Genomic DNA, 12834 nt, shown 5'->3' with positions numbered 1-12834 from the left:
GATGCATGAAATGGCTACTTTGGCAAAAGCACCTGTTGGGCAAGTTGGCGCATGGGCCGACAAGTCGGTCGCCGACAAGATCGTCGCCCGGGCAAAGGAACTACGCCCGTTTCTAACCGAACAGGCACCCGAAGGCGAAAAGCGCCGCAATCCGACCGAAGCGGTTGACCGGATGCTCAAGGAAGAAGGTTTCCTGCAACTGATCGTGCCGCAACGCCTCGGCGGCTTTGGCCTTTCGCCCACCGATTTCTCCCGCGTCCAGATGGAGATCGCCAAAGGCGACCCGGCAGTAAGCTGGGTCATGCAGATCATCAATGGCACTACCTGGGTCACCAGCCTTGCGCCGGACAGCGTGCAGGACGCTGTTTTTGCCGACGGACCGCAGCCGGTGTGCGGCGCGTATAACCCGCCCGGCAAGGCGCGCAAGGTTGACGGCGGCTGGATTATCAATGGTGCGTGGCCCTATATGTCGGGTTCGCGACAGGCGACTTGGACGCAACAGGGCGTCGTTCTCGAGGATTATGACGGCCCCGTCGTACCCGGCATCAACATGTGCTACATTCCGATGAGCGAATTCGAGATCAAGGATACTTGGTTCGTCAGCGGCATGCAGGGCACCGGTTCCGACACCGCGATTGCAAAGGACGTTTTCATCCCTGACAGCCAGATGGCTTTGATGAATGAACGCACCGGACAAATCGATCCCACCAAGAAACATTTCGGCGCGCCGTCGGACCTTGTTCCCGCAGTTCCGATGGTGCGGACCACCGGTCTTGCCCAGCTTATCGGCGCGGTCGAAGCCATGCTTGAGATCGTGACAGCGGAATCGGGCAAACCCGTCCTTACCACGACGATCGGACCGCGCACTGGATCGGGTGCATATATGCGCGATCTGGGTGAAGCTGCCGCATTGGTCGAAACTGCCAAGACCATCCTGTTCAGCCTTGCCGCAAAGCTCGATCGGGTCGGAATGGGTGAAGAGTTCACGGCTGAGGAAAAGGTTCGCCATCGTGCGATGGGCGGCCAGATCGTCGAATCGATCCACGCGGCCAGTGAATCGCTCATGTTCCAGGCCGGTTCGTCGGGCTTTTCGCTCGATAAGCCGATCAACCGTTACTGGCGCGACATTTCGATGGCGCTTCGGCACATCCAGAACATTCCCACGATCGGCTATGAAATTCAGGGCCGAGCCCTTGCCGGTGGCGATCCGATAGCACCTCCGGGTTCCTACTAAGGCGGGACACGAAATCCATCGCCCGGTCATAGGCCGGGCGATGGTCGTCTGTCTGTGTAATCCGCGTCAGACGATCCGGCAGGCATCCTCGAACGGCAATCGCGGGTTACGGGGAAACAGGCTCGTCCTGTCGCCATATCCCAATGCGCAGATGAAATTTGCCTTCCAGCGGCCTTCGGGAAAGAGGGCCCGGTTCAGCGCCTCTGCATCAAAGCCCGACATGGGCCCGCAATCCAATCCCAACCCGCGCGCCGCGACAATCATATACGCTCCCTGCAGCGGCACGTTGCGCGCCAGCAGATCGTCGATAACCGCGGTCTTTCCCGCAAAGGCCGACGCGAAATCGCGCGACGGAAACAGCTTGGGCATCTCCTCGTAAAATCGCGTATCCGCTGCGACAATGGCGGTGACCGGCGCGGAGCGAACCTTGGCGAGGTTCCCCTCGTTCACGCAGGCCAGCAACCGCTCCTTCGCCTCGCCCGAAGTAACGAAGACAAACCGCGCCGGGCAGGAATTAGCCGAGGTGGGACCCCATTTCAGATGATCGTATAATTCCCGCAGCAATGCAGAGGGCACGGACCTTTCGTTATAGCCGTTGAAAGTGCGTGCCTCTGCAAAAATCGTCTCGAGATCTGCCGCCATCATGTACCCCTCGTATTGCTGCCATGGTTTTCCCACCAGAGCATCAGCGACTGGATCGTCGGCTCAAGCTCACGCGTGGCATCGGTCATCGAATATTCCACGCGGGGCGGCACCTCGGCATAGATTTTGCGCGTGATCAGCCCGTCGGCCTCAAGCTCGCGCAGCTGCTTGGTCAGCACATGCTGCGAAACACCGTGAATAGTTTTCTGCAATTCCCCGAAACGATGGGTGCGATGATACAGCAGCCACAATATCTCAAGCTTCCACTTGCCCGAAATCATCGTCAATGCGCGGCGCAGCGCATCGTGCGAATTGGGACTGACGCCGCGGTCGACAGGATCTTCATCGGTAACGGTCATATAAAGGTTACTAACCCCATAAAGGTGATCCTACTTGTTGAAATTAGGTGTAAGTTATAGTCCCCGGTTTGAAAATAGAGGTTTGGCCGGTCACACCGCGCAGGTGGATCGTGTCGCCAAAGATTGGGAGCCAGAAATGCAGCCAGAAATGCCCGAAGCAGTGATTCCGACGCATGTGCCTGCCAACCTCGTGAAGCCTTTTCCCTATATTTTCGGCATGACGACGCGTGAGGAACCACATCGGGGGTGGGCTCCCAAAGTCCACGCCGAAGGGCCCGACATTTTCTATGCGCCCCACGCCTATCCCGGTGGATCACCGGCGTGGGTGGTGCGCCGCATGGACCATCTTCGCGAAATCTACTTCGACACCGACACCTTCTCCAGCAAGGACTTCTCTCCCTTTGCCAAGTTGATCGGTGAAAACTGGACCAACACTCCGGCAGAGGTCGATCCGCCAAACCACGCCAAATATCGCAAGATGGCCAATCCGCTGTTCACGCCGAAAGCGGTATCCTCGCTCGATGGCAAGATCCGGCAATATGCTGTGGACTATGTGGAAGCCTTTCGCCAACGAGGCGAATGTGAATTCATGGCGGAATTTGCCTTTGAATTCCCGATAAAGGTCTTCCTCGAACTGATGGATTTCCCGCTCGATCACACACGGCAGTTCCTTGAATGGGAGTACGACCTGCTCCACGCCTCCGATCTGGGGAAAATCGCTGCAGCGACCCGAAAAGTTGTCGACTACCTGCGCGAGCAGATTGAGGACCGGCGCAAATCGCCCCGCGACGACATCATCAGCTATGCCCTTGCGGTCGACGTAGAGGGTGCGAAACTTAATGATGACGAGCTGGTCGGATTTTCCTTCAACCTTTTCATCGGCGGGCTGGACACCGTTTCCACCAACATGGGCCTGCAATTCGCCCATCTGGCGCGCGAAGACGGTGATCAGGAATTCCTGCGCCAAAACCCAGAGGAAATCCCGCATGCCATCGACGAACTGATGCGCGCCTATGCGGCGGTGACAACTTTCCGCACCTGCACCCGCGAAACGGAATTTCACGGCGTGAAGATGATGCCCGGCGACAAGGTGGCGATGAGCACAACGCTGGCCGGGCGCGATCCGGCAGAGTTCGACAATCCCGATAAAGTCGATTTCGGGCGCAGGCCGCGTCACGTTTCTTTCGGCTATGGGCTGCATACCTGCATCGGCATGCATCTGGCGAAGCGCGAAATGCGGATCGCGCTCGAGGAATTTCTCGGCCGCATCCCGCAGTTCAGTGTCAAACCCGGCCACCAGCTTGAATATCATTTGGGCATGATCCAGCCGGTTACCCTGCCGCTCGTCTGGGACGTGTAGTGAGCGCTGGCGAGTTCGCAGGCAAGGTCGTCCTCGTCACCGGCGCGGCATCGGGCCTTGGCCGCGCCGCCAGCATTCGGTTCGCCAGCGAAGGCGGCAGATTATGCCTTGTCGACATCAATGCCGACGGGCTGGCGGAAACCGCGCGGCGGATAGAGGAGGCCGGAGGCGAATGCGCCAGCATGGCGGGCGATCTGGGCGATCCGGCGGTTTGCGCACAGGCTGTCGCAACAGCGGTCGGCGCCTTCGGCCGCCTCGAGGTTTTGTGCAATATCGCGGGCATCCTGCGCTTTCACGCGCTGGAGGATGTCACGACGCAAGACTGGAACACGCTGTTTGCGGCCAATGTATCGGGCCCGTTCTTCATGATGCAGGCAGCCATGCCGCATCTGGTGGAAAGCCATGGCAATGTCGTTAACGTGGTGTCGAGCGCGGCGTTTCTGGGCCAGGCCTATACCGCGCCCTATGGCGCGACCAAGTCGGCGCTGCTCAGCCTGACAAAGTCGCTCGCGATGGAGTTCATGCACAAGCCCGTCCGCATCAACGCGCTGGCGCCCGGCGGCATGCTGACCGGCATGGCCGATGGCCTTGAAATTCCCAAGCATGCAGACCAGTCGCTCTACAGCCGCTATTTTGGCCTGCGCCCACCGTCGCAGCCCGAGGATATCGTGGAGCCCCTGCTGTTTCTGGCATCGGATCGCGCGAGATCCGTGCACGGCGCGTGCCATGTTGCCGATGGCGGCATCACCGCCGGTTAAGCCCGCCTTCCCTTTCCTGCGATAGGTGGAGCCGCGATGCCAGACGGCTCTACTGTCGTCAAAGCCTGCTGCTGGGCGCCCATCTCCGTAAACGGTTCGGACCCTCCGCGAAAGCTGGCTGCACCGCATGGATTGGAAAGTGAAATGACCGGCAAATATAATGCAATGCTCGACCAGATGGTCAGGGATTACTCGCTCGTCACGCACGGATATTCGGGTGTCGCACCCGCCAACCCCTATCCGATGTTCGAGGAAAAGCGCGCCAAGTGCCCCGTAATGCACGGCGACCTGCTGCAGGAAAACAGCATTCCCAGCATGGCCGACTACATGATGACAGGCCGCCCTGTGGTGACCCTGTATCGTTATAACGACATCCATTCGGTGTTGATGAACCCCGACGACTGGCTCAGCTATATCGTCGGTGACGGGTTCGGGGCCGCTGTCGACAATCTGTTGCTCACCGCGATGGATGGCGAGGAACACACAAAATATCGCAAGACGCTGCAAAAGCCGTTCATGCGCGGCCAGATCCGCAAGCTGATGGAAACGCTGATCCGTCCGGTGGTTGTGAACGAATTCGTCGAGAAACTGCGCCCCAACGGCAAGGCGGACCTGCTGCGCGAGTTTGCCCTGCCCTTCCCCATTCGCGCGATGTATGCCTATTTCGGCTTTCCGCATGACGAAGACCTGCTGGGCAATCTGGCAAGCTGGGCCATTCAGGTCGTCGCCGCCCCGCAGACCGATCCCGAAGTCGCCAAGGTCACCATCCCCCAATCGATGGTCGCCGGGCAATCCATGTTCGAAACGCTGATGCCGATCGTGCAGCAATATCGCGCGCGCGGTGAAATGCGTAACGACATCCTCGGCTATATGATGACGACCGAGCATGAGGGCGAGAAGTTCAGCGACGAGGATATCGCGAACTTCATCCGCATGCTGCTGCTGGCCGCAGGCGAAACGACGACCCGCAGCTTTGCCAATATGATGGTACAGTTGCTGGAAGAGCCGGACGTGCTGGAGGAACTGCGCCAGGATCGCAGCCTTGTGCCGAAGGCGGTCATGGAGACCATGCGCCGCGATCCCACGGCCGGCGCGGTTGCCCGTATTGCCGCCCGCGACATGGAAATCGGCGGAATGACCATACCCAAGGGAACGGCGGTGCTATGCTCGATCGCTTCCGCCAACCGCGATCCCGAAGTGTACGATGATCCCGACCGGCTGTGGCTCAAGCGCCCGATGCGGCCGCTGCTGAGTTTTGGCTTTGGGCCGCACATGTGTCTTGGCATGCACATGGCGCTGACCGAGATGGAGGTCGCGCTGGAAGAGATACTCGACCTTCCGGGCCTGCGCTTCGACCCGGACTATCCGAAGCCAGAAATCCGCGGCCTGAACATGCGCGGGCCTGATGCCCTGCATGTGCTGTGGGATGTCGACGGAGCGTAGGGGATTTGACGGTGGGAATCGACTTGTATGAAGAATTCCGCGATCTTTAGGGCAATCCAGTTATCATCCGCACGCACTCGCACCTAGATCTGCGAAAGGCTGTGCTGATAGAACCTCGCTTCGCATGGCCTAGACCTATCGATGCCCTGTCCCAAACGATCGCACTATCGCGCTGCATTATATCGGCTATCGCCAGCCCAACATCGCGGCCTGAACCGCCACGCACGATTGGGCGCAAGCGGCAGGACTTGCGATTCCAATGGAGGGCGCGACGGACCGCGCCCGCTTCGCCTATCTCTATACACGCGCGGCGGTCGGAAATTATACCGGAGTCGTCACCGGCAAGACCGCGAACATTGAGCGGGCCGGCAGGCTCCGAGCCTTCCCGCCCGCCCTCCCCTCGATAGGCGGGCGCCACTTCACGTATCTATAGGCTGCGCCGCAAACAGCATCGCCGGGGCCAGCACGCGCCTGCGGCAATTGAAAGGAACAGAAAAGCTTATGCGCAAGATCGACCTGCCCGATTTCGACCGGGCCGCCTTTTCGGGGAAATATGGTCCCTGGGCCGTCATCGCTGGTGCCTCCGACGGCACGGGTGCGTGCTATGCCAGGCAGCTAGCCGCCATGGGCATCAACCTCGTCCTCATCTCGCGCCGGCAAGAGGCGCTCGACGCGCTGGGAAAGCAGCTCGCTTCCGAATACGGTATCGAATTCCGCGCGCTTGTTGCCGATCTGACCGAGCAGGGCGCTGGTGGCCGCATTGTCGAGGAAACCGCCGATCTCGACGTGGGTCTGTACATCTCCAATGCCGGTGCGGACGGGGCGGGCAACGGCTTCCTCGCCTCGCCGGTCGAACGGTCGCTGCGATTGCTGACGATGAATGCCGCCAATGTGCTGGAAGCCACCCACGGCTTTGGCAACCGCTTCTTAAAGCGCGGCAAGGGCGGCATCATCGTCATGTCCTCGGGTGCCGGACTTGGCGGCCAGCCCTGGCTCGTCATGTATTCCGCCACCAAGGCGTTCGAACTGAACTTCGTGGAATCGCTTTGGGCCGAGCTTGACGGGCAGAATGTCGACATCCTCGGCATGGGCGCACCGATCATGGATACGCCTACGCTGCGCAAGTCCACCGAGGGGCTGGGGATGGATTACACCATGGCCTATGACCCTGACGACGTGTGCGCGCTGGCGCTGGCCAGTCTGGGCAAGGAACCGCTCGTGCTGGTGCCCGACGGCCCGGACGAGGCGAAAATTCCGCAGATTCAGAGCGATCGCAAGACCCGCCTGCTGGCCTTGGCCGAATGGGGCAAGGCCTATACCGCAACTGCAGACGCCTGAACTATGGCAACGCACCCTAACATCGAAGCCGATCTGTTCGACGTTGTCGTGATCGGCGCCGGCCACAATGGCATGGCCGCTGCGGGATATCTGGCACGCGAGGGCAAGAAAGTGCTCGTCGTAGAGCGGCTCGACAAGGTCGGCGGCATGACCAGTTCGGGCTATATGATCCCCGAGGCGCCCGGACACCTCGTCACGCCATGCGCCGTGGAACTGCTGTTCGCCCGCAAATCCGGGATCATCGAGGATTTCGACCTGCCGAGATACGGGTTGCGCACGGTCGATCCCGATCCGACCTATGCCTATCTCCATCCCGATGGCAGCTCGATCGCGCTGTTTTACGATTATCGCCGCACCGCCGAAGACATTGCGCGCATCAATCGCAATGACGGCAAGGCCTATCTGGAGTTCATGAAGACGCTGAACGTCATGATGGATATCGGCTTTCCGATCATGATGTCGGAACCCGGTCGGCCGGACGTGAAGAACATGTCCAAGATGATCGGCAGCGCGGTACGCAACGTGCGGCTGAAGGACGAGCTGGTGGCGCTGTCCAAGGCCACCGCCGACCAGGTCGCGTGCGAGCGTTTCGAACATCCGGCGACCATCGCCCTGCTGCTGGGCATTGCCGCGGGCGCCGGCCCCGTCGATGACGATGGCAACGCGGCGGCCTACATGATTTTCGCCGTTACCCACAAATATGGCACGGGCAAGCCCATCGGCAGCCTCCAGTCATTTGCCGACGCGCTGGCGCGGAGTATCGAGGCGTCGGGCGCGCAGATCGAACTCAATGCCCCTGTTGCCGAGATCATCGTCGATGATGGCGCGGCGAAAGGTGTGCGGCTGCACGATGGCCGGGTCATTCGTGCCAAGATGGTGATCGCCACTTGCGATCCGCGCACGGCCATGCGCCTGACCACGCCCGGTGGCGTGCCTCGCACGCTGATGAAGCGCATCGAACATGCGCCCGCGAACCGTTCCAATGCCGCCCCCTTCCTCGCCAATCTGGCGATGTCGGGTCCGCTGACGCTGAAGAAGCATCAGGACCTGCGTCACGACAATGCCGATCTCAACAAGGCGGTGGGCCTGATCGGTACGCCCGACGAAGTGCGCGAATCCTTCGCCGCCGCCCGCCGCGGCGATATTCCCCGCCGCCATGCCGTGTCGGTGACGCCGTTGTCGAACTCGGACCCGACGCAGGCTCCTCCGGGCGGCTCGCTGGCCTATGTCTACCTGCCCAGCATCGCAGTCGATGCGCGCGAGGGCTGGTCGCAGCAGCTCAAGAACCGCACGATGACGTCGATCAAGACACAGCTGGGTGAGTTCTACGACGGTCTCGATAGCGAGGTGGGCCGCTTCGTCGAAACCGCGCGCGAGCGCGAAAGGCGGCTCAACGTCACCAACGGTTGCGTAACCCATGTCGATTTCGGAGCCCTGCGCGCCGGGGTGCATCGCCCCGCTACCGGCTTCGGCGGACCCAAACCGCCGTTCCCGGGCTTCCTTATCGGCGGCGCGGGCGCCCATCCGGGCGGCGGCGTATCGGGTATCGCCGGGCGCATCGCAGCCAATCGCGCGATGCGCGAACTCAAGAAGATGAAATAAGCGGGGCCATGATGACGGCGATCGTCACTTCGATGGGCGAATAGGTGGCGAACTCCCTCTACGGCGCTCGAAGCATTGATGGCCGTTTACGCGGATAGGCGCGAAAAAGGATAAGTATCATGGCTCTAGCCCCTACATCAACCGACGGGATTACGCCGGACTACATCAATCCTTTGCTGGCGACCGCAACTCCATCCGCATCCGTCACTGGTGTACGTATCCTCGATGCCAAGACTTACGGCGAATAGATGATATTGATTGCTGGACACATTACAATCGAAGTCACCTTCTACCTCAGTATCAGCCCCGAACTAACGATCGAATTCCCCCGCAAGCATAAGGCGAATTTGGTCTGCCTCAAGCGTGGCGACGCCGACGGCGTGTTGATCCAGCTTGATGGTTTGGCGGCCAGATTGCTGGCCATGGCCAGCGCCGGAGACATTGGTCTGAGCCCGAAGTTTCTACCAGTTACGAGTAGAGCCTTGGGCCAACATGTAACCAAAGACAATTTGTTGATAGATTGATTGAGGAGAGCACAATGGATTTCGAACTTCCCGAAGAGTATCAGGCCTTCAGGGACACGGTTCGCCGCTGGGTGGACAACGAGGCGCCCAAGGACTGGGCCCGTAACCTTGAAATGGACGAGCATAACTACCCATTCGCCCTTTGGGACAAATTCACTGAAGCCGGTTTTCACGGGGTAGGAATTTCGGAAGATTACGATGGCCAGGGCGGCGATGTCGTGATGCAGATGCTACTGGCTCGCGAGTTGGCGCGGACGCTGGGCGGCCTTGCCTGGATCTGGGGCATCACCTCGTTCGCCGGTTCGAAATCCATCGGCCTCTACGGTAGCGAGGATCAAAAAGCGAAATTCCTGCCGGAAATCGCCAACGGCCGTCTTAAGGCCGCGATCGCATTTACCGAACCGGCTGGCGGCACTGATCTGCTCGGCGCAATGGCCACCACGGCGGAAAAAGTCGATGGGGGCTGGGTTCTGAATGGTGAAAAAATCTGGAGCTCTTCCGCGCATGTCGCGGATTATCTGCTCGTCATCGCGCGCAGCGACAAATCGGTGGAAAAGAAGCATCAGGGCCTGACCTTGTTCTGGGTCCCAACCACCACCGACGGCATGAAGATCACGCCTCTGGCCAAACTTGGCATGCGCTCGATGGGCAGTTGCTCCATCCACTTCGACAATGCGTTCGTCGCCGATGACGCCGTACTGGGTGAGCCGGACAAGGCCTGGTACATGCTGCTTCCAACCCTTAACAACGAGCGCATCATGGTCGGCGCGTTCTGCCTCGGCGTGATCGACGGCGTGCTAGAAGACGCACTCGACTACATGCAGCAGCGCAAGGCGTTCGGCGGGATCATCGGGCGCTTCCAGAGCCTGCAGCATTATCTGGCCGATATTGCGACGATGCAAAAGACGACAGAGCTGATGCTTCACTATTGTGCGGACAAGCAGAGGCGGGGCGAGAAGGTCGGCGTTGAGGCCAACATGCTCAAGCTGATGGCATCGGAAAACGCCAACAAGGCCGCCGATCTCGGCATCCAGATTCTTGGCGGCATGGGCTATTCGGCGGAAACTGACATGCAACGCTATTGGCGCGACAGTCGCTTGTGGCGGATCGGTCCGATCACTAATGAAATGGTACGCAACGGAATTGCGGAAAGCCTTGGGTTGCCCCGCTCGTTCTAGCACTACTTCGGCAGATATTTGTTGACGGGTTTGCGCAGGGGATTCTTTGGCGAGGATTCCGGTGATTGTGCATTCGCACGCCTACGGCTCCATAGAGAGCCAGCTTTTAGGGAGGCTGGTGATGGATACGGATTGGCGTGACGAACTGGAAGAGTGGCTGGCGCCGTTTGTAGTGGCGTTGCGAAACAAGACGCGCTTCTGGATGTGTCCAGCAGATATTGCGGGGCTGATCGGTCCGGGGGATCGCAAGAGCATACAGCCGATGGCCGCGCGCGGGAGCGATGTCAGCTACGACCGGTTGCATCATTTTTTCGCGAGCGGTGTGTGGGACCAGGAACCGCTTGAGCCGGAGCTGCAGGTCGAAGCCGACAGGCAGGTGGGCGGCAACGATGCTTGGCTGATTATCGACGATAAGGCCGCGGCCGTGGCCAAGAAGGGATGCCATGCGGTTGGCGTGTCGCCGCAATATGCCTCGCCGCTTGGCAAGAATGCCAAATGTAAGACACTGGTGTCGAAAGCGCTGGCATCAGGTGAAATGCCGGTCATGGTCGGTTTGCGTCTGTTTCTTCCCGAATGCTGGACCAGCGATGCGGCCCGAATGGCACGAACTGACGTTCCCGCTGATTGCCACCCTTACAGAACCAAGCCCGAGATCGCGCTGGCCGAGATTGACCGGGGTCCGTGCGGCACGGTGTCCCCTTTGCCTGTGTCCTGACCGATGCAGGGTATGGCATGTCCGCGCCGTTTCGACAGGGGCTCTCCGAACGTGGCCTTGCCTGGGCGGTCGGTATTCCGTCCAGACAGACGGCCTACATGCACGATGTCGCGATGATCTTTCCGGTCACCGGGAAAGGCCGCCCCCGCAAGAACGCCATCCCCGATGCCAAATCGATATCTGCCAAGGCGATGCTGGAGACGGCGAAGTGGAAGGTCAGTTGGCGGCGCGGGACGAAGGGCCCACTTGTCGCCCGCTTCGCCGCCGTTCGCGTCCGTGTCGCAGATGGCCCGCCCCAGCGTATCAAGACATGGGTGCGCAGCATCTGCCCGGCGAGGGAGACTGTCAGGAATTCCGTGTGTGGGCGGGCATAATGGGTAAGAAGGAGTCCCACTATGTCCCGACGCAAAGAACCTGCGATACCGAATGAGCTGCTGGACCAGCTTTGGGCTGGCGATGCTGCCAGTGCCGCTTTCGAACAAGGCGGCTTGCTGGATTCTCTGAAGAAGACGATGACCGAGCGGGCCTTGAATGCGGAGATGGATCACCATCTGACCAGCGATCAAGGGGCCGGGAACACGCGCAACGGCTATGGCCGCTAGAGCGTGACCACAGATGCCGGCAAGCTGGAGATCGATGTCCCGCGCGACCGTCAGTCGAGCTTCGAGCCGCAGCTGATCGCGAAGTACCCGCGCCGTTTCCCCGGCTTTGATGACAAGATCATATCGATGTACGCGCGCGGCATAAGCACGCGGGAGATCACCGGGCATTTAGATGATCTGTATGGCATCGGCGTGTCGCCAGACCTGATCAGCACCGTGACCGACGCCGTTCTCGACGAAGTCGCCAGCTGGCAGCAGCGGCCGCTGGATCCGGTTTACCCGCTCGTCCTCTTCGATGCGATCCGGGTCAAGATCCGCGATGAAGGCATGGTTCGTAACAAGGCCATCTACATCGCGCTGGGTGTCCGCGCCGATGGCTCGAAGGAGGTGCTCGGTCTGTGACTCGAGCAGAACGAAGGTGCCAAGTTCTGGCTGCGGGTGATGAACGAACTCAAGAACCGCGGTACAGAAGACATCCTGCTTGCCGTGGTCGATGGGCTCAAGGGCTTCCCCAAGGCCATCACCGCCATCTTCCCTGAGGCGATCGTCCAGACCTGCATCGTCCATTTGCTGCGCAATTCGACGGACTTCGTGTCCTGGAAGGACCGCAAAGGGCTGGCGACGGCGCTCAAGGACATTTACCGCGCTCCCAGCGCCGAGGCCGCCGAACAGGAGGCGCTCACCGCGTTCGAGGCTGGCCCCTGGGGCCAGCGCTATCCCGCCATCGGCCAGAGCTGGCGGCGGGCCTGGACCGAGGTCATTCCGTTTTTTGCATTCCCGGACGAGGTCCGCCGGATCGTTTACACCACGAATTCCATAGAAGCCCTCAACTCGAAGCTTCGCAGAGCCGTCAGGGCCAGGGGGCACTTCCCGAGCGACGAGGCCGCCACGAAATTGCTCTATCTGATCTTGAATCGGTCGGAGAAAGAGTGGAAAATGCCGCCGCGTGAGTGGACCATGGCAAAGGCCCAGTTCGCCGTCATATTCGGTGAGCGCTTTATCAAAGCCATGGCGGCGTAAGGGTCAACCGCCCGCCCACGAAATTCCTGACAGTCCCCGGCGGCGAAGGCGGACGACAC

At 60.3% G+C, this 12834-nt stretch carries 10 protein-coding genes and 2 pseudogenes; 10 read left to right on the top strand and 2 right to left on the bottom strand.

The window, feature by feature from the left end; translation table 11 throughout:
• Nucleotides 1–10: 10 nt before the first annotated feature.
• A complete protein-coding gene (locus LOZ77_RS01900; protein ID WP_230280529.1) occupies nt 11–1234 on the top strand; it encodes an acyl-CoA dehydrogenase family protein in 1224 nt (407 codons plus the stop codon).
• 66 nt (nt 1235–1300) lie between these two features.
• On the opposite strand, the gene LOZ77_RS01895 is transcribed toward LOZ77_RS01900, so the two are convergent.
• A complete protein-coding gene (locus LOZ77_RS01895) occupies nt 1301–1876 on the bottom strand; it encodes a malonic semialdehyde reductase (protein ID WP_230280528.1) in 576 nt (191 codons plus the stop codon).
• On the bottom strand, nt 1876–2235 hold the full coding sequence (locus LOZ77_RS01890; RefSeq protein WP_230280527.1) for a helix-turn-helix domain-containing protein: 360 nt from the start codon (nt 2233–2235) through the stop codon (nt 1876–1878). Before LOZ77_RS01890 ends, LOZ77_RS01895 begins: the two co-directional genes overlap by 1 nt.
• 148 nt (nt 2236–2383) lie before the next feature.
• Here LOZ77_RS01890 and LOZ77_RS01885 point away from each other — a divergent pair, with 148 nt between their 5' ends.
• The 9 genes and pseudogenes from LOZ77_RS01885 (at nt 2384) to LOZ77_RS01845 (ending at nt 12775) form a co-directional block, all read left to right on the top strand.
• Nucleotides 2384–3595, top strand: a complete 1212-nt coding sequence (locus LOZ77_RS01885; RefSeq protein ID WP_230280526.1) for a cytochrome P450 — start codon at nt 2384–2386, stop codon at nt 3593–3595.
• Nucleotides 3595–4353, top strand: a complete 759-nt coding sequence (locus LOZ77_RS01880) for an SDR family NAD(P)-dependent oxidoreductase (protein ID WP_230280525.1) — start codon at nt 3595–3597, stop codon at nt 4351–4353. Before LOZ77_RS01885 ends, LOZ77_RS01880 begins: the two co-directional genes overlap by 1 nt.
• 144 nt (nt 4354–4497) lie before the next feature.
• Nucleotides 4498–5796: a cytochrome P450 gene (locus tag LOZ77_RS01875; RefSeq protein WP_230280524.1), complete on the top strand. Its 1299-nt coding sequence runs from the start codon at nt 4498–4500 to the stop codon at nt 5794–5796.
• Nucleotides 5797–6297: 501 nt separating this feature from the next.
• A complete protein-coding gene (locus LOZ77_RS01870) occupies nt 6298–7134 on the top strand; it encodes an SDR family NAD(P)-dependent oxidoreductase (protein ID WP_230280523.1) in 837 nt (278 codons plus the stop codon).
• A gap of 3 nt (nt 7135–7137) precedes the next feature.
• Complete coding sequence (locus tag LOZ77_RS01865; RefSeq protein WP_230280522.1) at nt 7138–8736, top strand: NAD(P)/FAD-dependent oxidoreductase; 1599 nt, start codon at nt 7138–7140, stop codon at nt 8734–8736.
• A 248-nt stretch (nt 8737–8984) separates the two neighbouring features.
• Entirely contained in the window at nt 8985–9260 is a 276-nt protein-coding gene (locus LOZ77_RS01860; protein ID WP_230280521.1) for a hypothetical protein, read from the top strand.
• A gap of 14 nt (nt 9261–9274) precedes the next feature.
• The gene (locus LOZ77_RS01855; protein WP_230280520.1) at nt 9275–10438 is read left to right on the top strand and encodes an acyl-CoA dehydrogenase family protein; all 1164 of its coding nucleotides are present in this window, start codon (nt 9275–9277) and stop codon (nt 10436–10438) included.
• Between the two features lie 121 nt (nt 10439–10559).
• Nucleotides 10560–11527, top strand: a pseudogene (locus LOZ77_RS01850) (IS701 family transposase).
• Between the two features lie 21 nt (nt 11528–11548).
• A pseudogene (locus LOZ77_RS01845) lies at nt 11549–12775 on the top strand (IS256 family transposase).
• The last annotated feature ends 59 nt before the right edge of the window (nt 12776–12834 follow it).

This window comes from Croceicoccus sp. Ery15, from assembly GCF_020985305.1.
GTDB lineage: Bacteria > Pseudomonadota > Alphaproteobacteria > Sphingomonadales > Sphingomonadaceae > Croceicoccus.
The sequence above is the reverse complement of the archived record's forward strand: the minus strand, read 5'-3'. Positions and strand labels throughout refer to the sequence as shown.